The 19,949-nt window shown below is 74.0% G+C and carries 14 protein-coding genes; 7 read left to right on the forward strand and 7 right to left on the reverse strand.

Features of this window, described 5'->3' with window-relative positions; genetic code table 11:
* Window positions 1-382: 382 nt before the first annotated feature.
* Window positions 383-952, reverse strand: a complete 570-nt coding sequence (locus ACH4N1_RS04185) for a MarR family winged helix-turn-helix transcriptional regulator (protein WP_398094412.1) — start codon at window positions 950-952, stop codon at window positions 383-385.
* A 141-nt stretch (window positions 953-1,093) separates the two neighbouring features.
* Between ACH4N1_RS04185 and ACH4N1_RS04190 the strand changes: the two genes are divergently transcribed.
* Window positions 1,094-2,368 carry an MFS transporter gene (locus ACH4N1_RS04190; RefSeq protein ID WP_398095217.1) on the forward strand — a complete coding sequence of 425 codons (1,275 nt, stop codon included), beginning with the start codon at window positions 1,094-1,096 and terminating at the stop codon, window positions 2,366-2,368.
* 79 nt (window positions 2,369-2,447) lie between these two features.
* Here ACH4N1_RS04190 and ACH4N1_RS04195 read toward each other — a convergent pair whose 3' ends face one another.
* The 3 genes from ACH4N1_RS04195 to ACH4N1_RS04205 form a co-directional block, all read right to left on the reverse strand.
* Window positions 2,448-3,245 carry a class I SAM-dependent methyltransferase gene (locus tag ACH4N1_RS04195; protein WP_398094413.1) on the reverse strand — a complete coding sequence of 266 codons (798 nt, stop codon included), beginning with the start codon at window positions 3,243-3,245 and terminating at the stop codon, window positions 2,448-2,450.
* Between the two features lie 73 nt (window positions 3,246-3,318).
* Window positions 3,319-4,986 (reverse strand): SpoIIE family protein phosphatase, encoded by a 1,668-nt coding sequence (locus tag ACH4N1_RS04200; RefSeq protein WP_398094415.1) that lies wholly within the window; start codon window positions 4,984-4,986, stop codon window positions 3,319-3,321.
* 264 nt (window positions 4,987-5,250) lie between these two features.
* Window positions 5,251-6,627: an NAD(P)/FAD-dependent oxidoreductase gene (locus ACH4N1_RS04205; protein ID WP_398094416.1), complete on the reverse strand. Its 1,377-nt coding sequence runs from the start codon at window positions 6,625-6,627 to the stop codon at window positions 5,251-5,253.
* Between the two features lie 407 nt (window positions 6,628-7,034).
* Here ACH4N1_RS04205 and ACH4N1_RS04210 point away from each other — a divergent pair, with 407 nt between their 5' ends.
* Both ACH4N1_RS04210 and ACH4N1_RS04215 read left to right on the forward strand, forming a co-directional pair.
* A complete protein-coding gene (locus ACH4N1_RS04210) occupies window positions 7,035-7,799 on the forward strand; it encodes a TetR/AcrR family transcriptional regulator (protein ID WP_398094417.1) in 765 nt (254 codons plus the stop codon).
* A gap of 430 nt (window positions 7,800-8,229) precedes the next feature.
* A complete protein-coding gene (locus ACH4N1_RS04215) occupies window positions 8,230-10,173 on the forward strand; it encodes a sigma-70 family RNA polymerase sigma factor (protein ID WP_398094418.1) in 1,944 nt (647 codons plus the stop codon).
* A 102-nt stretch (window positions 10,174-10,275) separates the two neighbouring features.
* On the opposite strand, the gene ACH4N1_RS04220 is transcribed toward ACH4N1_RS04215, so the two are convergent.
* Together ACH4N1_RS04220 and ACH4N1_RS04225 are read right to left on the reverse strand one after the other, a co-directional pair.
* Window positions 10,276-10,521: a hypothetical protein gene (locus ACH4N1_RS04220; RefSeq protein ID WP_398094420.1), complete on the reverse strand. Its 246-nt coding sequence runs from the start codon at window positions 10,519-10,521 to the stop codon at window positions 10,276-10,278.
* Window positions 10,522-10,526: 5 nt separating this feature from the next.
* Window positions 10,527-12,674: an asparagine synthase-related protein gene (locus tag ACH4N1_RS04225; RefSeq protein ID WP_398094421.1), complete on the reverse strand. Its 2,148-nt coding sequence runs from the start codon at window positions 12,672-12,674 to the stop codon at window positions 10,527-10,529.
* 722 nt (window positions 12,675-13,396) lie between these two features.
* On the opposite strand from ACH4N1_RS04225, the gene ACH4N1_RS04230 reads away from it, so the two are divergent.
* The 4 genes from ACH4N1_RS04230 to ACH4N1_RS04245 all read left to right on the forward strand — a co-directional run bounded on the left by ACH4N1_RS04230 (window position 13,397) and on the right by ACH4N1_RS04245 (window position 18,534).
* Entirely contained in the window at window positions 13,397-14,821 is a 1,425-nt protein-coding gene (locus ACH4N1_RS04230; protein ID WP_363090785.1) for an MFS transporter, read from the forward strand.
* A 67-nt stretch (window positions 14,822-14,888) separates the two neighbouring features.
* Window positions 14,889-16,127, forward strand: coding sequence for an L-2-hydroxyglutarate oxidase (gene lhgO, locus ACH4N1_RS04235; RefSeq protein WP_398094423.1), 1,239 nt, complete (start codon window positions 14,889-14,891; stop codon window positions 16,125-16,127).
* An 82-nt stretch (window positions 16,128-16,209) separates the two neighbouring features.
* Window positions 16,210-17,046, forward strand: coding sequence for a tRNA (guanosine(46)-N7)-methyltransferase TrmB (gene trmB, locus ACH4N1_RS04240; protein ID WP_398094425.1), 837 nt, complete (start codon window positions 16,210-16,212; stop codon window positions 17,044-17,046).
* A 51-nt stretch (window positions 17,047-17,097) separates the two neighbouring features.
* Window positions 17,098-18,534 carry a PrsW family intramembrane metalloprotease gene (locus ACH4N1_RS04245; protein ID WP_398094427.1) on the forward strand — a complete coding sequence of 479 codons (1,437 nt, stop codon included), beginning with the start codon at window positions 17,098-17,100 and terminating at the stop codon, window positions 18,532-18,534.
* A gap of 254 nt (window positions 18,535-18,788) precedes the next feature.
* Here ACH4N1_RS04245 and ACH4N1_RS04250 read toward each other — a convergent pair whose 3' ends face one another.
* Window positions 18,789-19,733 (reverse strand): aldo/keto reductase, encoded by a 945-nt coding sequence (locus tag ACH4N1_RS04250; RefSeq protein ID WP_398094429.1) that lies wholly within the window; start codon window positions 19,731-19,733, stop codon window positions 18,789-18,791.
* Window positions 19,734-19,949: the final 216 nt, after the last annotated feature.

The raw sequence follows: 19,949 nt of genomic DNA on the forward strand, positions 1-19,949 counted from the left end.
TTCCGACTCTATCAGACCGTTTCCCGGCCCGATTTCCTCGGTGCTTTCCAGGCCCCCGCTTATGTTTCGCGGTTTCCTTTCCGGCGGTTCCGACTCTATCAGATCCTTTCGGTCCCGATTCCCCGTCAGAGGGGGTTGCCTTCCCGGTCCTTGGGCCGTTCCGACGTCTCAAACCTTAGCGGATCCTCCCCGGCGAGCGCTAATCGAGCTGCCGGCCCCAAATCGAATTGAATTCGGGCACGCCGAATACAACCCCGCTGGGAGATCTTGCTTTGGCTTGTGTGCCGCTATTGCGGCGGAGGTGTCACCGGAGAACCGTTACGGCTCCGCGGCAACCCGAAGAACCTTACGGACCGGGCGGGGGGCTGTCAAGTAGCTCTTGTCAAGATCTTTGGTCCAGGTCGGTGAGGCGTCCGCCGGCGTCCGGCTGGGCGTGCTCCACCCGGCGAAGGAGCCTGGTCAGGACGTCGCCGAGAGCCGTGCGGTCGTCGGCGGAGAGGTCCTGGAGGAGGTCCTCCTCGAAGACCGTCGCCAGTCGCATCGCCTCGAGCCACTTCTCCCTGCCCTCGGTCGTCAGCTCCACGATCACCCGGACCCGGTTGGTCTCGTCCCGCTGCCGGGTCACCAGACCTTCCGCGACCATGCGGTCGATCCGGTGGGTCATCGCGGCCGGCGTCAGCCCCAGGCGCTTGGCCAGGTCGCTGGGACCCATGCGGTAGGGGGCGCCGGAGAGGACGAGGGCCTTGAGGACCTCCCAGTCGGCGTTGCTGATGCCGAGGCCGGCGGTCTGGCGGCCGTAGGCGACGTTCATGCGGCGGTTCAGGCGGGAGAGCGCCGAGACGATCTGCTCGACCTGGGGGTCGAGGTCCTGGAACTCCCGCTGGTAGGCGGCGATCTGCTCTTCGAGGGTCGGCTCGCCGCCGATGCCCGTACTGCCGGAGGTGTCGCCCATGGGCGTCAGTATCGCACGGGGCTCGTTCGCGTTGAAGTTCTTCGGAGTGTACTGTTTAGCTTCGAAATTTATCTTCGAAGTCTTCGGTTCTAAGAACCGGGACACACCAACTACCTGGAAGAGGTGAACGTGACCAGGGCCATGGGCGCAGCGATGCGCCGGATCCACGTGGGCAACGCACTCAGCGCGTTCGGGCTCGGCTTCACCGTCCCCTACCTGTACGTCTACGTGGCGCAGGTGCGGGGGCTCGGTGCCGTGACGGCGGGGCTCGTGCTCGCCGTGTTCGCCGTGGCCGCGCTGATCGTGCTGCCGTTCGCCGGCCGGGCGATCGTGCGGCGCGGCCCGTTGCCGGTGCTGATCGCCGCCCTGGTCACCGCCGCGCTGGGCGCACTGAGCCTGGGACTCGCCGGAAACGCCGCCGCCGTACTGGCCGCCGCGGCCGCGCTGGGGGCCGGGCAGGCCGTGATGCAGCCGGCGCTGGCCACGATGATCGTGGACTGCTCGACCGCGGAGACCCGGTCGCGGGCCTTCGCGACGCAGTTCTTCCTGCAGAACCTGGGGCTCGGGGTCGGTGGGCTCATCGGCGGGCATCTCGTCGACACCACGCGCGTGTCCTCCTTCACCCTGCTGTTCGCGATCGAGGCGGCGATGTTCCTGCTGCTGGTCGTGGTGATGGCGGGTGTCCGGATGCCGCGTTCGCCGCGGGTGGAGGGCGCTCCGCGGGGGGCGGCGAAGGGCAGCTGGAAGCAGCTGCTCGGCAACCGGGCCATGGTGCAGTTGTCCGTCCTGGGCTTCGTGCTGTTCTTCGCCTGCTACGGGCAGTTCGAGTCGGGGCTCAGTGCGTACGGGGTGGAGGCCGCGGGCATCTCGACGTCCGCCCTCGGGACCGCTCTCGCCGCCAACACCGCGGTGATCGTCGTCGCGCAGTTCGCGGTGCTGAGGTTCGTCGAGCGGCAGAAGCGGTCGCGGGTGATCGCGGCCGTGGGGCTGATCTGGGCCGTGGCGTGGGCCGTGGCGGGGTACGCCGGGCTCGGGAACGGCAGCCAGGAGATGGCGACGGCCGCGTTCGTGTCGACGTACGCGCTGTTCGGGCTGGGCGAGGCGATGCTGTCGCCGACGGTCGCGCCGCTGGTGGCCGATCTGGCGCCGGCCGGGCTCGCCGGGCAGTACAACTCGGCGTTCGCGCTGGTCAAGCAGTTGGCGCTGGCGGTGGGGCCGGCCGTGGGAGGGCCGATGGGAGCGTCGTTGCACGCGCCGTACGTCGTGACGTTCCTGCTGTTCTCGCTGGGGATCACGGTGCTCGCACTGCGGCTGGGGCGGCGGCTCACCGTCGCGCAGGATCAGCCGTGGGTGGCGCGGAAGCGGGTGGTGGCCCGGGGTGGGGCCGCCGTGGAGCCGGTCGCCGCGGAGGCGTGAGGCACGGAGGCGTGAGGGGTGGAGAGGAGGCGGCCGTCGTCGGGAGGCGACGGCCGCCTCCTGTGTGTCGGGGGCCGGGTCAGCGGTCGGCCGTCACCAGGGTCGCGGTGAAGGGGAAGACCGTCGTGTCGGCGGGGAGCGCGGCGCGGACGGTGTCGGCGGCTCGGGTGAGGGCCTCCTCGCCCCCGGTCTCGGTGATCGTCCGGCCCCAGGGGATCGCGGAGAGGTGGCCGGGGACGTGGTCCCGGAGCGGGGGGAGGGTGATGGCGAAGGTGAGGTCGCGGCGGGTGGTCCGCCGGAAGCCCGCTGCGTCCAGGGTGGCGGTGAGGCGGTCCGCGGCGCGGAAGGCCTCCTGGAAGTCCGCCGCCGCGTCGGGTCCGCCGTACTGCCGCACCGCGCGGAGCTGGGCGGTGAAGTAGGGGGACGCTTCGAGGTTCGACCAGACGGTGGCGGCGAAGCGGCCTCGGGGGCGCAGCACGCGGGCCGTCTCGCGCAGGGCGGCGTCGAGGTCGGGGAAGAACTGGGCGCCCTGCTGGCAGAGGACAGCGTCGAAGGTCGCGTCCGGGTAGGGGAGGTCGTCGGCGGGTGCGGCGGTGAACTCGATGTCGGGGTAGAGGCGCGGGTGGTGCTCCACGGCGACCTTGAGCATCGCCTCGTCGGGGTCGGCGCCGGCGACGCGGCCGGTGGGGCCGGCCTGTGCGGCGGCGGCGCGGGCCGCGAAGCCGGTACCGCACGCGAGGTCGAGGACGGTGGCGCCGGGGTAGAGGTCCGCGGCGTCCACGAGTGCGGTCACGAAGGGCGCCATGAGGGGCGCGACGTAGTGTTCGTAGCGCTCGGGGGCGCTTCCCTTGAGGTGAAAGCCCGTTGCGTCTGCCATGGGGAGCTACTAGCACCGGGAGGGGCGTTCGCCTAGGTGGCGCGCGCCAGGGAATGGGTGTTCGAGGCCGGTTTCAGTCGGTGGGCTTGGGCAGGACGAACTCGCACCACACCGCTTTTCCGCCGCCGGGGATGCGTCTGCTGCCCCAGTTGGAGGCGATGGTGGCGACGATGGCGATGCCCCGGCCCGACTCGTCGGCGGGCTCCGCGCGGCGGCGGCGCGGCAGGTGGTCGTCGCCGTCGGTGACCTCGATGATCAGGCGGCGGTCGGTGCGGCGCAGACGCAGGCGCATGGGCGGGATGCCGTGCTGGAGGGAGTTGGCGACGAGTTCGCTGGTGGCGAGGACTCCCAGGTCGTGCAGCTCGGCGGGGAAGCGCCAGCTGGTGAGGACTCCGGAGGCGAAGGCACGCGCGCGGGGGGCCGCTTCGACGCCGCCGAGCAGTTCCAGGGCGGCGTTGTGGAACAGCTCGCCCTCGGGGCCGGTGCGGGCGGGGTGCTGGAGGACCAGGACGGCCACGTCGTCGTCGTGGTCCGCGGCGACGCCGGCCGAGCGGACCAGGCGGTCGCAGACCACCTGGGGGGAGCCGGTGGCGCCGGCCAGGGCGCGCTCCAGGGCGGCGATGCCCTCGTCGAGGTCCTCGTTGCGCCGCTCGACCAGGCCGTCGGTGTAGAGGACGGCGGTGGATCCCGGGCCGAGGGGGATCGAGCCGGAGGCGTGCATCCAGCCGCCCGTGCCGAGCGGGGGGCCGGTGGGTTCGTCGGCGCGCCGGACGGTGCCGCTCTCGTCGCGGACCAGGATCGGCAGGTGGCCCGCGGAGGCGTACACCAGCCGTCCCTCGTTGGGGTCGTGGATGGCGTACACGCAGGTGGCGATCTGGTTGGCGTCGATCTCCATGGCGAGGCCGTCGAGGAGCTGGAGGATCTCGTGCGGCGGGAGGTCGAGGCGGGCGTAGGCGCGGACCGCGGTGCGGAGCTGGCCCATGACGGCCGCCGCCCGGACGCCGCGGCCCATGACGTCGCCGATGACGAGGGCGGTGCGGCCGCCGCCGAGGGTGATGACGTCGTACCAGTCGCCGCCGACCGCCGCCTCGGTGCCGCCGGGGTGGTAGGTGGCGGCGATGCGCAGGTCGTCGGGTTCTTCCAGTTCCTGGGGGAGCAGGGAGCGCTGGAGGGTGACGGCGGTCTCGCGCTGGCGGCGCTCGCTGGCTCTGAGCCGTTCGGCGGCTTCGGCGTGGTCGGTGACGTCGGTGGCGAACACCAGGACGGCGCTCTCGCCGTGGTTCTCCGGGACCGGGGTGCAGGTGAAGGTGTAGGAGCGGCCGTCGGGCGCCTTGCGGGACTTCAGGGTGCGGGGCTTGCCGCTGCGCTGGGCCTGGTCGAGGAGCGGCATCAGGCCCAGGTCGCGCAGCTCGGGGAGGGCGTCGGCGGCCGGTTCGCCGAGGGGCCGTACGCCGAAGGCCGCCGTGTAGGCGTCGTTGACGTAGGCGAGGCGGTGGTCGGGGCCGTGCACCAGGGCCACCAGGGCCGGGACGCGGTCGAGGACCTCGCGGGCGGGGAGTTCGTCGACGGCGGGCACCGGGGGCGGGTCGTCGTCGGTGAGGTGTTCGGCGCGGGCCGCGGGTACGGAGCCTGGGCCGGAGCTCTCGCTCCGGCGGTCCGTCATGGTGACCGGGTGCTCCGCTCGCGCGGCGGCGCGGCGCTGCGTTCCGGGGAGCCGGGCGCTCCAGCGCGTGAAGTTCACGAATCCTTGCCTCGTGTAGTCGTCGACGGCCGGCTCCGGGCCCGGCCTGCCTGGGCTGCGAAGGCCGCGCGGGGGTGGCGGCACATTGTTGCAGCACCCGGGGTGTGGAGCACGGGGGAACAGCCTCGTGGGTCGGCAGGGGCGGGTGGTGGCCCGCCGGGGGCTCGGGAGGGGCGGTGAGCAGGGAGCAGTCTGGCAGTGCGGCCGCCGTCCGGGCCGGCATTCGTCAGACGTGGGGGCGGTCGGTGGAGTTCCTGGATCGGGTCAGGACGACCCCTTCGGGTCGCCGGAAGACTCGTCAGAAGGCTTTCCACCGGCAGCGAGTTCGAACTCCGCACGGGGGTGTTCGAGGGATCCGAGCGAGACGATCTCCCGCTTGAAGAGTCCGGACAGCGTCCACTCGGCGAGCACGCGCGCCTTGCGGTTGAAGGTGGGAATGCGGCTGAGGTGGTAGGCGCGGTGCATGAACCAGGCCGGGTAGCCCTTCAGCTTGCGTCCGTAGATGTGCGCGACGCCCTTGTGCAGCCCCAGGGAGGCGACCGAGCCGACGTATGTGTGCGCGTACGTCTGCAGGGGTTCGCCGCGCAGGGAGCGGGCGATGTTGTCGCCGAGGAGCTTGGCCTGGCGTACCGCGTGCTGGGCGTTCGGGGCGGTGTACGTGCCGGGCCGGTCGGCGGTCACGTCGGGTACGGCGGCGGCGTCACCGGCCGCCCACGCGTGCGTGACGCCCTCGACGGTCAGCTCCGGGGTGCACTTGAGGCGGCCGCGCTCGGTGCGGGGCAGGTCGCTGGCGGCGAGCACCGGGTGGGGTCTGACGCCGGCGGTCCACACGACCGTACGGGTCGGGAAGCGGGCGCCGTCGCTGAGGACGGCGACGCGGTCCGCGCACGACTCCAGGCGGGTGCCGAGGCGGACGTCGATGTTGCGGCGGCGCAGCTCGCTGACCGTGTAGCGCCCCATGTCCTCGCCGACCTCCGGAAGGATCCGGTCGGAGGCCTCGACGAGGATCCACTTCAGGTCCTCGGGCTTGACGTTGTGGTAGTAGCGCGTGGTGTAGCGGGCCATGTCCTCCAGCTCGGCGAGCGCCTCCACGCCCGCGAAGCCGCCGCCGACGAAGACGAAGGTGAGGGCCGCGTCACGGATCGCGGGATCTCGGGTGGAGGAGGCGATGTCCATCTGTTCGATGACGTGGTTGCGCAGGCCGATGGCCTCTTCGACCGTCTTGAAGCCGATGGCGTGGTCGGCGAGGCCGGGGATGGGCAGGGTGCGGGAGACCGAGCCGGGCGCGAGGACCAGTTCGTCGTACGTCAGCCGGCGCGGGCCGGTGCCCTCCTCGTCCGTGGCGAGGGTGGTCAGGGTCGCGGTGCGCCGGGCGTGGTCGATGGCGGTGACCTCGCCGGCGACGATCCGGCAGTGCGGCAGGACGCGGCGCAGCGGTACGACGACGTGCCGCGGGGAGACGGCGCCCGCGGCCGCCTCGGGCAGGAACGGCTGGTACGTCATGTACGGGTCGGGCGTGACGACCGTGATCTCGGCCTCGCCCCGGCCGATCTCCTGTCTCAGCTGCCGCTGGAGCCGCAGGGCCGTGTACATCCCGACGTAGCCACCGCCGACAACGAGAATGCGCGCACGTTCCTTCACCCTCCCATGACGCACCCCGCGCCGGAGTTTGTCCACAGACCCGACAAGTTCGTGTGACCGCGGGCCGGGTGCGGGAGGGGACGGCCGAAACGTCGTCGGGAGGGACAGGAGCCCAGGTCGGGCCGGGTTCGCCGGGGTGCGGGAAGGGGCATTATCGGGACGTATGCGGTCCGTGCTCCGATCGGGGGGCGCTCCGTGCGGAACCTGCCCCTTCTGAATTGACTCCCTCTCAACTATGTTCGTGTGTCGACGGGGTGCAGGGGGAAGCGCTCGTCGGGTCCGCGAGGTGCTGCTGACGCAGCGCCTCATCGGCGGGTCCGGTTCCGTTGTCCCCTGTTCCATGCGCCCCGTGCATTCGATGGCGGGGAGAGTCTCCGGGGGGAGACGTCATTACCGGGGGAACATTCATGCACATTCAGGACACGCATTGGTCGTCCGCGTCCACACTCGGACCGGGCGGCATCGTAGGCGCGGCGACGGGCAACGGACGCGGGGACACCTCGCGGACCACGCCGCTGCGCGTGGACGCACAGCGCAATCTGGAGCACGTGCTGCGTGCGGCGCGCGAGGTCTTCGGCGAGCTGGGGTACGGCGCGCCGATGGAGGACGTGGCGCGGCGCGCGCGGGTGGGCGTCGGCACGGTGTACCGGCGCTTCCCCAGCAAGGACGTCCTGGTGCGGCGGATAGCCGAGGAGGAGACCTCCCGGCTGACCGACCAGGCACGGACGGCGCTGGGGCAGGAGGACGAGCCGTGGTCGGCGCTGTCGCGCTTCCTGCGCACGTCGGTGGCGTCCGGCGCCGGGCGGCTGCTGCCGCCGCAGGTGCTGCGGGTCGGCGTCGCCGAGGAGGGCGCGGAGAGCGCCGTCGCCGACGGGGCCCGGGTTCCGCAGCAGCGGAACCAGCCGGGCGGCGAGCTGCGACTGCTCGCCGACGCGGGCGCGCAGGCCGTCGTGGACGACACCGGGGCGGCGGCCCTGCTCGACGTCGTGGGCCAGCTGGTGGCCCGGGCGCGGGCGGCGGGCGCGTTGCGACCGGACGTCTCCGTGTCGGACGTCCTGCTGGTCATCGCCACCGCGGCACCCTCCCTGCCGGACCCGGCACACCAGGCGGCGGCTTCGTCCCGGTTGCTGGACATCCTGCTGGAGGGGTTGCGGTCCCGGCCGGTCTCCTAGCCGGTGCGGTGCGGTGCGGGGCGGGTTCGCGGCCCCGCACCGGGGGCCCTTCGCGCGGGCCGGCCGGTGCCACGGGTTCCGTGAGTTCTGTGGGCCCGTGAGTTCTGTCGGCCCTTGGGCCGTGCGGTCCGCTGGTCTGGGCCGTGCGGTCCGCTGGTCCGCGGGGGCCGTCGGACGGTCGTGGGTGGGGCTTGCCCGGTTCGCCGGGTGGGCCTCCGCCTGCTCGAGACCCACGCCGACCGTGGGTGTCGACCGATCCCCGCGGAGAGCCCGGGGAGCCTTCCCCGTTCGAGTGAACTTCCGTGGCGGGTGCGGAGAAGTCCCCACGGACGAGTGGACGACTCCTCCCGTGGGGTCCCGGACAAAAACCGATATGGCACGCTGACCCGGTGGTCGGGACTGGTGCGGCAGGCGGCGGGGGCATTCCGCGATGAGCGTTGACGGCAGGGCCGCGTCACCGGGCGACGGTGACGCGCAGGCCGGTGACCGGGTCCCGCCCCGGGTGCCCGGGCAGGGCGGGCGCACGGGAGTCCCCGGGGGCGGACGTCCCGCCCCGGTCGAGGGCGGTCTCCCGGTCGAGGCCGGCCCGCCCGTCGAAGGTGGCGTCCCGGCGCAGCGCGAGTGGCGCGGCGACGGCGTCCTGCCGCCGCGGGGGGCTCCGCCCGCCGACTCCGACCTGATCGCCCGGATGCGCTCCGGGGACGACACGGCGTACGAGGAGCTGTACCGGCGCCATGCCGACGCCGTGCGCCGGTACGCGCGCACCTGCTGCCGGGACGCCCACACCGCGGACGACCTCACCGCCGAGGTCTTCGCCCGCGTGCTCCAGGCGGTACGCCGCGGCTCCGGCCCCGAGCACGCCGTACGCGCCTACCTGCTCACCTCGGTGCGCCGGGTGGCCGCGGGCTGGACGCGGTCCGCGAAGCGGGAGCAACTGGTCGACGACTTCGCGGTGTTCGCCGCGCACGCCGCCCGCTCCTCCGAGGTGTCCGGCGAGGACGCCCTCGACCTCGGCGCCGACGTACGGGCCATGCACGAGGCCGAGCAGTCCATGGCGGTGCGGGCCTTCCGCTCGCTGCCGGAGCGCTGGCAGGCCGTGCTGTGGCACACCGAGGTCGAGGACGAGTCGCCGAGCGAGGTCGCCACGCTGTTCGGCCTCGACGCCAACGGCACCCGCGTGCTCGCCAGCCGCGCCCGCGAGGGCCTCAGGCAGGCCTATCTCCAGGCTCACGTCAGCGAGACCCTGACCAGCGACGAGGAATGCTCCCGTTACGCCGACCAGCTCGGCACCTACGCCCGCCGCCGGCTGCGCACCCGCGCCGAGCGGGGGCTGCGCAAGCACCTGGAGGAGTGCGCCAGGTGCCGGCTGGCCGCCCTCCAGATCGAGGAGGTCGCCGGCGGCATCCCCGCCGTCGTGCCGGTCGCGGTCATCGGCTGGTTCGGCGCCGCGGGGTACGCCAAGGCCGTCGCGCTCGTCACCGGTGGTGCCGGGGCGGCGGGCGCGGCCGCGGCGGCCGGCGGTACCGGGGGGACGGGTGCCGGGGCCGCCGTCCCGGAAGGCCTGGGCGCGCCGGTGAAGGCCGGTGCCGCGGCCGGTGTGGTCGCGGTGGCGGTCGCGGTGGTGGCGCTCGCCCTGGTCGGCGACGACAGCCCGGCCGACCGGCCGGTGGCCGGGCCCTCGGCCTCCGCGTCGGCCGTCCGGCCCGAGGCACCGGCGCCCGTGCCCACACCCGCGCCCACGCCCGTGGAGCCCGGCCCGCCGCCCCCGGTGGTCGTCCCGGCGGCGGCCCCCACCCCGGCTCCCCCCGCCCCGAAGCCGGCCTCCACCCCACGGAAGCCGACGCCCACGCCGCCCGCCCCACCCGCGCCCGAGCCGACGCCGACCCCGACCCCGACCCCGACGCGCACCCCCGTCCCCACGCCGACGCCCCCGCCCGCCCCGGTGGTCTACGAGCTGAGCGAGCTGCCCTTCGACGTCGCCGGGGACGGCACCGGACCGGAGATCCGGCTCGGCGGGAGCAGCTGGGTGTGGCAGCGGTACGGCCTGTCCGTCGCCGGCCGCGAGTACGCGCGCGGGGTGACCGTGCACGGCGACTCCTCCGTCACGATCGACCTCAACCGCGCCTGCACCGCCTACGACGCCGTGGCCGGCGTCGACGACCTGACGCAGAAGCTCGGCAAGGTCGTCTTCTCCGTTCACGCCGACGGGGTCCGGCTGTGGTCGTCCGGGACTGTCAGGGGCGGCGACCCCGCCGTGGCCGTCCACGTGGACCTGGCCGGCCGGGAGACCGTGACGCTGGTGGTCGAGCCGCACAACCACCTCGACACGGTGGCGCTCGCGGACTGGGCCGAGTCGAAGTTCACCTGTACGTAGCGGTTCACCTGTACGTAGCGGCTGAGGGGCCCGGAGTGCCGGTGGCCGGTGCCGGGTGGGCGTGCACGGCCTCGTCGAGTTCGCGCAGGGCGCCGGTCACCGTCAGGGTCGCGCCCGGGCCCGTTCGGCGTCGTGCCGTTCGGTGCCCAGGGCCTCACGGGCGGCCGCCTCGGCCAGGGCGTGCTGCGGGGCGGGGCGCGGATGGGGGTCGTACGGCGTGTCGGCGGCCGCGAGCAGCCGGGCCGAGCGCGGGAGGTCCCCGAGCCGGGCCGGCAGGGTCGCCGCGCCGTCGACGATCGCCGAGGTGACGGCCTCGGCGCAGTGGTCGGCCAGGGCGTGGCTCAGCACACGGCTCAGCGCGTGGCCAGGTCCGCGCCCTCGCCCCCCGGGGCCACCGCCCGTCTCTGCGGGGCGATTCCCGCCGGTACCGCGCGGGAGCGGGCCGGGGTGCCGGTCCAGCAGGTGCCTCTTCGGGAGAGGAGGCGGCGGAGCCAGAGTTCGAGGGAGACGAGGTCGGCGAGGCCGTCGAGGGGCAGGGGTTCGCCCGCGGCGGCCCCGCGGAGGGCCTTGCGGACGACGCGGGCTTCGATCAGGCCGGCGTCGGCGAGCAGGGGTGCGTCGAAGAGGGTGATGAGGGGATCCGCCGCCATGCGCAGGCCGGCGCGGGCCGCCGCGGTGGTGGTGGCCTGGGTGGGGGCGCCCCAGCCGGGCGGGAGGTCGGCGACCCCGGAGCTCTTGAGGACGGTGCGCAGGATCGCCGCGCGCGCCCCCGGCTGCACGCGCAGGGTCTCGGGCAGCGCGCGGCAGGCGCGGACGACCTGGTTGTCGAGGAAGGGGGCGTGCAGGCGCTGGGAGCGGATCTCGGCGGCCTGTTCCAGGACGCGCAGGTCGGCCGCGTGGCGGGCGAGGGCGGCACGCGCGCGATAGTCGCCGGGCCGCTGGCCGGGGCCCCCTCCGGCACGGTGGGCCGTGCTCTGGAGGCGAACCGATACTTCCGCCAGTGCCTCGCCGGTGAGCCACCGTGCCGCCGGGCCGGGGCCGCCCCAGGCGAGGGCGGCCAGCGAGGCGCCCACCGCGCCTCCGGGGTCGTCGAAGCGGCGGTGCATCAGCCGTTCGGCGAGGCCCTCCACTCCCGCCCGGTACGGCGTGCGGGCGAGTCGGCGGGCGGCGCCGTACACGCGCGCGGGGACGAGGACGGAGCCGTCCGCCCTGGTGAGTGCGGCGACGGGGCGCACCAGATGGCGTCGTTTGCGGTCCATCAGCAGGTCCGCGAGGCGAGCCGGGTGGGCGTCGAGGACCTGGCGGGCGCCGTAGCCCGTGAAGTGGTCGGCGCTGCCGGCGGCGAGGCGGGTGCGGTGGCGGGCGGCGGTCACCAGGCTGGGGCCGGGTTCGTCGGTCAGCGGGCCTTCCAGGTCGGCGTACGGCAGGGTCTCCTCGCCGCCGGTCACGACGACGTGGTGCAGGCGGGGGTTGGCGGCGAGGGTGCCGGCCCGTTGCAGTTCCGCCTCGCGTCCGCCGACGGCGAGGTCGTTGAAGGTGACGGCCAGGAGGCGCTCGCCGGCGCCCGTGCCGTGGCCCAGGAGCGTGCCGGGCATGCCGGGCAGGCCGGCGGCGAGGAGCGCGAGCGTCCCGGAGGCGGGGCCGCCGGACAGGTCGGCGCCGATGCCCGGGACGGGCATCCCGCGCGCGGCGCGCCGTTCCGCGGGGCCCATGCCGGGTACGGGGCCGGGGTCGATGTCGGGGACGTGCCGGGGCGCGGACAGACGCACGCGGACCGCCTCGACGAGGGCGTCACGGACGGCGTCGACCGCGCTGTCCGGGTCCGCCGGGACGGCCGCCACGGCGAGCGAGGCGACGGGTTCGTAGCCCGCGACCTCCCTGGCCCCGGCCCGCAGGACGAGCGCGTGCCCCGGCGGGACGCGCCGCACACCGTCGTACGGGGTGGAGTCGTGCACGGCGGCCGGTACGTCGGGGGCGGCGAGGAGGGCCGCGAGGTGGCCGAAGTCGAGGTTGGCCTCGACGAGGTCGGCCAGCGGCAGCGCGGCCGTCGCGTACGCCGTGCCGCCCGCCCAGGGGGTGTGGAACACCGGTCGCGCGCCCGCGAGATCGCCGCAGACGGTGATGCGCCGGTCGACCTGGACGATCGCGGTGTAGCTGCCGGGCCAGGCGGTCAGATGCCGCAGTGCGCCTCCGCGCGCGGCGAACAGGCCGACGCGCAGCTGCTCGTCCGTCGCCCCGCAGATGCCGAGGACCGCGATCCGGGTCCGGGCGTCGGCCCGCACCACCCGCACCTCGTCGGAACGCCAGTCGCCGACCGCCCACAGCGGATCGGGGTCGCCCCACAGGAGTTGGGAGCCCACCGGTTGCAGTGTCTCGCCGTCATGACCGATCCGGCCGCCGTCCTCGCCGGCGTACCCGCCGGGTCCGCCGTAGGCCCCCGCTCCGGATGTGCCGGGGCCAGGGGCCGCGGCGGTGCTGCTCCATCCCACCAACCACCGCATCGACGCCTCCACAGGCCGTGGACAACAGCTGCACCGTACGAACGGTTCACATGCTGCCACGAAGAACGCGCCGCAGAGGGAGGTGACGCCGCGCGAGATCCGCGAAGTGCGCCCGTGCGAGCGCCCCCTCGCCACCCTGGAGAGCCGGGTGAACTCCCGCGCGGGGGGCGGCGGTCACCGCGTGCACCCCCGCGTGTGCGACGCGAATGCGCCCCCGATACGCTCCCCCAGAACGCCCCGAGCGCCCTGGATTTCCATGGTGGGAGGCGTATTCGCCGACGGAACACAGGGTCGATTTTCGGCCAATTACCGTGCGCGAGAACGCCGTTCAAACAGGTTCACACACGCTCCGTCACAGTCGCGCCCTCGACCCGGCGCGTCGGTCCGGGAGGCGGCGAACGCCCCCCGGACCGCTCCACCGCCCGCGGGGATTGTGGCGGCGGTGTCCCCCAGCCCACCGGATCCAGTACAGCGGGCCGACCCACGCACCGCCCATGGAAGCGCTCCCCCTGTGGCCGGACCAGAGCGCACGCACGGGCGCACGGCCACACGTCGGGAGCACGCCGCAACCGTGCGTATGGGGACCGCACTTGCGTACGGACCACAATCCCGCCATCCGGAAGAATGCCCCTTAACGCTTGGGATGCGGCGAACTACGCTGGGTTTACGAATGCCGCACGGTTATGCCGTCGCGGCAGCCGTCTGTGTCGAGGGGTGGCGCAATGTCCAGGGAGCAACGCGGGCCGAACGAAAAACTCGGCGCCGTTCTCGCCCTCGCGGGAATCAGCAACGCGGGTCTCGCGCGTCGCGTCAACGACCTTGGCGCCCAACGCGGGTTGACGCTTCGCTACGACAAGACGTCGGTGGCGCGCTGGGTTTCGAAGGGCATGGTGCCGCAGGGCGCCGCGCCGCACCTCATCGCGGCCGCCATCGGCCAGAAGCTCGGCCGGCCCGTGCCCCTGCACGAGATCGGACTGGCGGACGCGGACCCCGCGCCCGAAGTGGGCCTGGCCTTCCCCAGGGACGTCGGCCAAGCCGTGCGTTCGGCGACCGAGCTGTACCGGCTCGACCTCGCGGGCCGCCGGGCCGGCTCGGGCGGCATCTGGCAGTCGCTGGCCGGCTCGTTCGCGGTGAGCGCGTACGCGACGCCCGCCTCACGGTGGCTGATAACCCCGGCCGACAGTTCGGTGGCGCGCGAGGTGAACTCCGCCGAGGCCTCGGGCGCACCGCTCAAAGTCGGCCACAGCGACGTGCGGAAACTGCGGGAGGCCGCCGAGGACGCCAGGCGCTGGGACTCCAAGTACGGGGGCGGCGACTGGCGTTCGTCCATGGTGCCGGAGTGCCTGCGGGTGGAGGCCGCGCCCCTGCTGCTCGGCGCGTACTCCGACGAGGTCGGCCGCGCCCTGTTCGGCGCCTCCGCCGAACTCACCCGGCTCGCCGGCTGGATGGCCTTCGACACCGGCCAGCAGGAGGCCGCCCAGCGCTACTACATCCAGGCGCTGCGCCTCGCGCGCGCGGCTGCCGACGTGCCCCTCGGGGGATACGTCCTGGCCTCCATGTCCCTCCAGGCGACCTACCGCGGCTTCGGGGACGAGGGCGTCGACCTCGCCCAGGCCGCCCTGGAGCGCAACCGCGGCCTGGCCACGGCCCGCACGATGAGCTTCTTCCGCCTCGTCGAGGCACGCGCCCACGCGCGGGCGGGGGACGCCCAGGCCGCCGGCGCCGCCCTCAAGGCGGCCGAGAGCTGGCTGGAGCGGGCCCGCGACGGCGACCACGACCCGTCGTGGCTCGGTTTCTACTCCTACGACCGTTTCGCCGCCGACGCCGCCGAGTGCTACCGAGACCTGAAGGCACCGCGCCAGGTACGCCGCTTCACCGAGCAGGCGCTGTCGCAGCCGACGGAGGAGTTCGTGCGCTCGCACGGCCTGCGGCTCGTCGTCTCGGCCGTCGCCGAGCTGGAGTCGGGCAATCTGGACGCGGCCTGCGAGCAGGGCGTGCGGGCGGTCGAGGTGGCCGGCCGGATCTCGTCCGCCCGCACCACCGAGTACGTCAAGGACCTCCTGCACCGCCTGGAGCCGTACGGCGACGAGCCGCGCGTGGTCGAGCTGCGCGAGCGGGCCCGGCCGCTGCTGATGACACCCGCCTGATCCGGACGAGAGGCCCTGGACCGCGCCGGTGGCGCCGCACGGGTTTGAAGGCATTGTCAGTGGCGCAGTGCACTATCGAAGCCGGGAGGTGGTGCAGGTGCGGGCGATCGGCTACGACTGCGACGTGCTGGTGATCGGAGGCGGCATCGTCGGTCTGTCGACGGCGCACGCGATCAGCCGTGCCGCGCCGGGCACCCGGGTGACGGTGCTGGAGAAGGAGCCGGGTCCGGCCCGCCACCAGACGGGCCGCAACAGCGGCGTCATCCACAGCGGCGTCTACTACCGCCCCGGCTCCCTCAAGGCACGCTACGCGGTCCGGGGCTCCGCCGAGATGATCAAGTTCTGCGCGGAGTACGGCATCCCGCACGCCGTCACGGGCAAACTGATCGTCGCCACGGACCGCGCCGAGCTGCCCCGCCTGCACGCCCTGGCCCAGCGCGGCCGGGAGAACGGGATCGCGGTCCGCGAGCTGGGCCCCGCCCAGATCACGGAGTACGAGCCGGAGGTCACCGGCCTCGCGGCGATCCGCGTCGGCTCGACCGGCACCTGCGACTTCACCGCGGTCGCCCGCCAGCTCGGCGAGGCCTCCGGCGCGGAGCTCCGCTACGGCGCGCAGGTCGTCCGGATCGACCGCCGCGCCGACCGCGGGGTGGCCGTCCGCACCGCGCGCGGGGACGTCGTCCGCGGCCGCGTCCTGGTGAACTGCGCCGGTCTGCACTGCGACGAGATCGCCCGCCTGACCGGGGACGAGCCCGAGGTCCGCATCGTCCCCTTCCGCGGCGAGTACTACGAACTGGCCCGCCGCGACCTGGTGCGCGGCCTGGTGTACCCGGTTCCCGACCCGGCCTTCCCCTTCCTCGGCGTGCACCTCACCCGAGGCCTGGACGGCAGCGTCCACGTCGGACCCAACGCGGTCCCGGCCCTGGCCCGCGAGGGGTACGGCTGGGGGGTCGTGCGCCCGCGGGAGGCCGCCGCGACGGCGGCCTGGCCGGGCGCCCGGCGCCTGGCCCGCCGGCACTGGCGCCAGGGCGTCGGGGAGCTGCACCGGTCCCTGTCCAAGCGCGCCTTCGTGACGGAGGTGCGGCGTCTGCTGCCCGCGGTCGAGCCGCGGGACCTGGTGCGCGCGGTTCCCGGCGTCCGCGCCCAGGCCGTCCAGCGGGACGGCTCCCTCGTGGACGACTTCCTCATCCGCCGGTCCCCGCGCGCGGTCCACGTGCTGAACGCCCCCTCCCCCGCGGCGACGGCCTCCCTGCCGATCGGCCGGGAGGTGGCCCGCAGGGCGCTGGAGGCGCTGGGGCCCGTGTAGGCGGGCGTCCGCCCCACGCGCTCCCCTCCCCCCGCCGCCCCGAGCCGCCCCCGCCGCCGTCGCCCGTAAAATCGAGCCCACTGTGTCTGATTCGTTGAGTGCCCCAGAACCCGCCAGGCCCGCCCCCGGTGATCACCACCCCGGCGAGTCCGCCCGTCGTACCCGCGCCAAGGGCGAGCCGCGCTTCCCCGACGGTCCGCGGGCCGATCCCGCCGGGTCGCACTTCGAGCGGCGGATCAGGAGCTTCCAGCCGCGGCGCAGCCGGGTGACGGCGGGCCAGGCCGAAGCGTTGCAGCGGCTGTGGGCGAAGTGGGGCCTGGACATCGACGGGCACGGCGTCGACCTCGCCGAGCTGTTCGGCAACGACCGCCCGGTCGTGCTGGAGATCGGCTTCGGCATGGGCGAGGCGACCGCCCAGATGGCCGCCGCCGACCCCGGGACGAACATCCTCGCCGTGGACGTCCACACCCCCGGCCAGGGCAATCTCCTCAACCTGGCGGACCGGGGCGGCCTGACGAACATCCGGGTGGCCAACGGCGACGCGATCATCCTGCTCCGCGAGATGCTCCCCCCGGACTCCCTCGCCGGACTGCGCGTCTACTTCCCCGACCCCTGGCCCAAGAAGCGCCACCACAAGCGGCGCCTGATCCAGCCGGAGTTCCTCGGTCTCGCCGCCACCCGGCTGAGACCGGGAGCGCTCGTGCACTGCGCGACCGACTGGGAGCCGTACGCGGAGCAGATGCTCGAGGTGCTCACCGCGCACCCCGACTTCGCCAACACCCGCGCCGACGGCGGTTTCGCACCACGCCCCGGCTTCCGGCCGCTGACCCGTTTCGAGGGCCAGGGACTGGACAAGGGTCACGTGGTGAACGACCTGCTCTTCCGCCGCGTACCGCACGAGGGTCGCCGGGATCACTGACCAGCCGAAATCCCCTCCACCACCGTCCGCTCCCTCGTTAGGGTCGATGCCGTGGCCACCAGTTCCCCGTTCCCACCGCTTCCCCCTCACCCGCCGCACCCCGGCGGCCCGACCGAGGGCGGTGTGCTGCGGCACGCGCACTGGTGGCAGCACAAGTGGGTCCGCTACGGCGCGCTGATCACGCTGCTCGTCCTGTCGGGACTGGTGATCGTCGCCCTCGTCCGCGAGCAGACGGGCACGGAGGGGTTCCTGGTCGGACTGGGTCTGGCGATCCTTCCGGTGCCCCTGCTCGTGGCCGCGTTCCGCTGGCTCGACCGGGTGGAACCCGGCCCCTGGCGGAATCTGGTCTTCTCCTTCTCCTGGGGCGCGTGCGCGGCGGCGCTGATGGCGATCGTCGCGAACAGCTTCGCGGTGCGCTGGATAGCGACGGCGACGGCCGACCCGGCCCATGCCGACACCCTGGGCGCGACCGTGATCGCGCCGGTCGTCGAGGAGACCGCCAAGGCGGCCGCCGTCCTCCTCGTGTTCCTGTTCCGCAGGCGGGACTTCACCGGGATCGTCGACGGGGTCGTGATAGCCGGGATCACCGCCACCGGCTTCGCGTTCACCGAGAACATCCTCTACCTGGGCAACGCCTTCGGCACCGACCAGCTCACCGGGGACGGCGGCATCGCCTCCGTCACCGTCGCCACGTTCTTCGTGCGCGTCGTCATGTCGCCGTTCGCGCACCCCCTGTTCACGGTCCTGACCGGCCTGGGTTTCGGCATCGCCGCACTGTCCGGTGAGCGTCAGCGCGTGCGGCGCGTGGTGCTGCCGCTGTGCGGGCTGCTGCTCGCGATGCTCATGCACGCCCTGTGGAACGGCTCCGCGACCTTCGGCGACTGGGGGTTCTTCGCCGTGTACGGGGCGTTCATGGTGCCCGCGTTCGGCGTGCTGACCTGGCTGGTGGTGTGGACGCGCCAGCGCGAGCTGGGCACCGTGCGCGACGAGCTGCCCGCGTACACGGCCGCCGGCTGGCTCGGCCCGGCCGAGCCGTACGCCCTCGGCTCGATGCGGGCCCGCAGGCTGGCCCGGCAGTACGCCCGACGGCACCTGGGCAGGCCCGCGGGGCGGGAGGTGGCGCAGTACGAGGCCTACGCCACGTCTCTCGCGTTCCTGCGGCACCGCGGCCGGCACGGCCGGGGCGGCGCCGACTTCGTCGTACGGGAGAGGGAGTTGCTCAACGAGCTGTGGCGGCGCAGGGAGGTGGCCCGGCCCGCGCTGGAGCACGCGTCCCGGCTGGCGGCCCCGGCACCGCTGCCGGTGTACGGGATGTACGGCATGCACGGGGGGTACGGGTTCCCGCCGGGGGCGGCGCACCCGCCGTCCGGGTACCACGGGTATCCCGGGTACGCCTCCCCTGCGCACACCGTGCCCCACCCGCAGGCCTCGCCCGCCCCGTACGCCGCGCCGCACCCGTACGCCCCCTCCACCCCGTACGGGTCCTGAGCGGCGGGCCGGACGGGCGCCCGTGATCCATGCGTCCAGGTCTAGGGCGTGTTTCGAAAGTCCCTCCCCCAGAGGGGGTGCCCCCAGCCCGGCGGCGTCTGGCACGCACTCCCCCGGAGGGGGCACCCCCAGCCGCGTTGTCGGGATCGCCCCGATACCACCGGTATCGGGGCGACCCTCCGCCTTGCGATCGCACGCACCGGACGCCGCCGGGCCTGCCCTTCGGGCAGACGACGCCACTTTCGAAACACGCCCTAGGCGGACGCCTCCGTGAGGCGGGTGGTCTCCGCCTCCGTCAGCTTCAGGTCGGCCACCGCCAGCAGCGCCGGGAGCTGCTCCACCGTGCGGGCGGACGCGATCGGGGCGGCGACGGTCGGCCGGGCGGCGAGCCAGGCCAGGGCCACCGTGGCGGCCTCGGCGTCGTGGGCGCGGGCGACCTCGTCCAGGGCGGTGAGCACCTTCTGCCCCCGCTCGGTCCCCAGGTGCCTGGCGGCGCCCTGGGCGCGGGCGCTGTCCACCGTCGTACCGGGACGGTACTTGCCGGTGAGGAAGCCCGCCGCCAGCGCGTAGTACGGAACGGCGGCGAGGCCGGACGCGGCGGCCAGGTCCTGGAGTGCGCCCTCGTAGGTGTCGCGGGAGACCAGGTTGTAGTGCGGCTGGAGCGCCACGTAGCGGGCGAGGCCCTCGCGGTCGGAGAACTCCAGTGAGGCCCTCAGGCGTCCGGGCGAGATGTTGGAGGCGGCGATGTGCCGCACCTTGCCCGCCTTCACCAGGTCGTCGAGCGCGCCGACGATCTCCTCGACGGGCACCTCGGGCTTGTCGAAGTGGGTGTAGTAGAGGTCGATGCGGTCGGTGCCCAGGCGCCGCAGGGAGGCGTCGGCGGCGGCCTTGATGTTGGCGCCGGTCAGCCCCTGGTGGTCGGGGTGCTGGCTCACCTTGGTGGCGATCACGATGTCGTCGCGGTTGCCGCGGGCCTTGACCCACTTGCCGATGATGGTCTCGGACTCACCGCCGCTGTTGCCCTCGGCCCACGCCGAGTAGGAGTCGGCGGTGTCGACGAAGTTGCCGCCGGCGGCCGCGTAGGCGTCGAGGACGGCGAAGGAGGCCGCCTCGTCCGCGGTCCAGCCGAAGACGTTGCCGCCGAGGGCGAGCGGGAAGACCTCGAGGCCGGAGGAGCCGAGCTTGCGCAGAGAAGTCATGTCCGATGACAACGCCCTGGCCGGAGGCACGCATTCCGCGCCTCCGGCCGGGGTTCACGAACATCCGGGAAACATCCGGGCGTAGACCTCACCGACCCCCGTGACACTTCCCGGAAGACCTCGGGAGACCCGGCAGGGTCCCGAGGGGACTCTCAGGGACCGGCCGGGGCCCCGACAGGGACCGGCGGGGGCCCCGGAGGAGACTCTCGGGGGCGC

This window comes from Streptomyces sp. NPDC017202 (assembly GCF_044331705.1).
Classification (GTDB): domain Bacteria; phylum Actinomycetota; class Actinomycetes; order Streptomycetales; family Streptomycetaceae; genus Streptomyces.